General features: G+C 63.6%; 2 protein-coding genes. Both read right to left on the bottom strand.

The features are described from left to right. Window positions 1–11 precede the first annotated feature (11 nt). Entirely contained in the window at window positions 12–1145 is a 1134-nt protein-coding gene (locus ACWCXX_RS41310) for an IS630 family transposase (RefSeq protein WP_451136463.1), read from the bottom strand. 128 nt (window positions 1146–1273) lie between these two features. Then, complete coding sequence (locus ACWCXX_RS41305; protein ID WP_451136461.1) at window positions 1274–1483, bottom strand: tautomerase family protein; 210 nt, start codon at window positions 1481–1483, stop codon at window positions 1274–1276. Window positions 1484–1658 lie beyond the last annotated feature (175 nt).

The following is a 1658-nucleotide window of genomic DNA, read 5'->3' as shown; positions in this document are numbered from 1 at the left end:
CTAGTGCCGCATCAGGCAACGTTTGCCCTGTCGACAACGGCACGTAGGCGCCGGTCGTCGGCGTGGCAGTTTCGCCAGATGATGTAGCGGCGGATCATGCTGCCCTGTTCCTTGTGGGAGGCGTGGTCGGTGCCGTCGAGGGTGAAGTAGCGCAGGGCGGTGAACTGGGCCTCGATGCGGTTGAGCCAGGAGGAGTTCGTCGGCGTGTAGGCGATCTCGATGTTGTTCGCCTCGGCCCAGTCGCCGACCCGCTGGCACTTCTTCGTGGTCAAGTGCGGAGAGAAGTTGTCGCAGACGATCGCGATCCGCACCGTCGGAGGGTAGAGCGTGCGCAGGTAGCGGCAGAACTCCAGGAACTGGGTGCGCCGCTTGATCGGCTTGATGTGGCCGTAGAGCTTGTCCTTGGCCAGGTCCAGGGCGGCGAACAGATGGCGTACTCCGCCGTTGCGGTTGTAGGTCGCCCGCCGCCTGCGGCGGGGTGCGCGGTCGGGGTCTTTGTGCTTGCCCCCGCGTTCGGCCCACTGCCGGCCCGGGTGCGGCATCAGGTTGAGCGGCCCGAACTCGTCCATGCAGAAGACAACTTCGGGCTCGCCCTCCTCGGGTATGACCTCGCCGTCGGCGATCGCGTAGAGGTGTTCGACCCGGGCCTTCTTGGCTGCGTAGTCCGGATCGCGTGAGGTCTTCCAGGTCTTCAGACGTTGAAAGGAGACGCCTTCCTCGCGGAGCAGGATGCGCAGGCCCTCGTGGCTGATGTCGTCGACCACCCCCTCGGCGACCAGGAAGTCGGCCAGCTTGGACAGGCTCCAGGTAGAGAAGGGCAGGTCGTGCTCGTTCGGCTTGGACTTGGCGATCTTCTTGATCTCGCGGCGCTCGGGCAGCGAGAATGTCTTCGGGCGGCCGCCCTTGTACTTCGGGTACAGGGAGTCGAAGCCGTCGACGTTGAAGTTGTGGATCACGTCCCGGACCCGGTCCGGGCTGGTGAACGTCACCTCAGTGATCTTCGGCACGGGCATACCCTGGGCCGACAGCAGCACCATCTGGGCCCGCCGCCAGGTCACCACCGACCCAATACCCCTGCGGATAATCCGCAGCAGGCGCCGCCCCTCGTCGTCATCGATCTCGCGGATCCTTACTCGTTCTGCCACCAGGACAGACTGACGCATCCGCGCTGCCCGGAACCGCCAACCAGACGGTCCGTCACATTACGGCAGAGCAAATTGCCTGATGCGACACGAGACCCAAGGACACGCTGCCTGCCCCGAAGACGGCGAGGTCAGTTTGATTTCGGCTGGGGTTTCGGACTGACTGGCCTGCCCCCGATGGCCCAATCTCCCGGCTTGACCTCGTCGATCACGACATACGTGAGATCGCGCATGCCCTCGCCCTCGACCTCCACCATCGCTTCGGTGAGTTTGTGGATCATTTGCGCTTTCTGTTCAGCGGTGAATACACCCTCGATGACTTTCACGTTCACAATCGGCATCGCAACTTCCCCTGCTGTCGTCGGCCATCTGATTCCCACCGCTGACGGAACGAGGCGGGACACCCACTTCATCCATGCCTACAACCTCGGCTGACCGAGCCCTTGTTATTCGCCCATCTGAGGACACGTCGCCCCTGACCTCGTTGAGGGCGAACGTTGCCTGATGCGGCACTAG

It is taken from the genome of Streptomyces sp. NPDC001732, from assembly GCF_053596315.1.
Note: the sequence above shows the minus strand (reverse complement) of the source record. Positions and strands in the feature narration are given on the sequence as shown.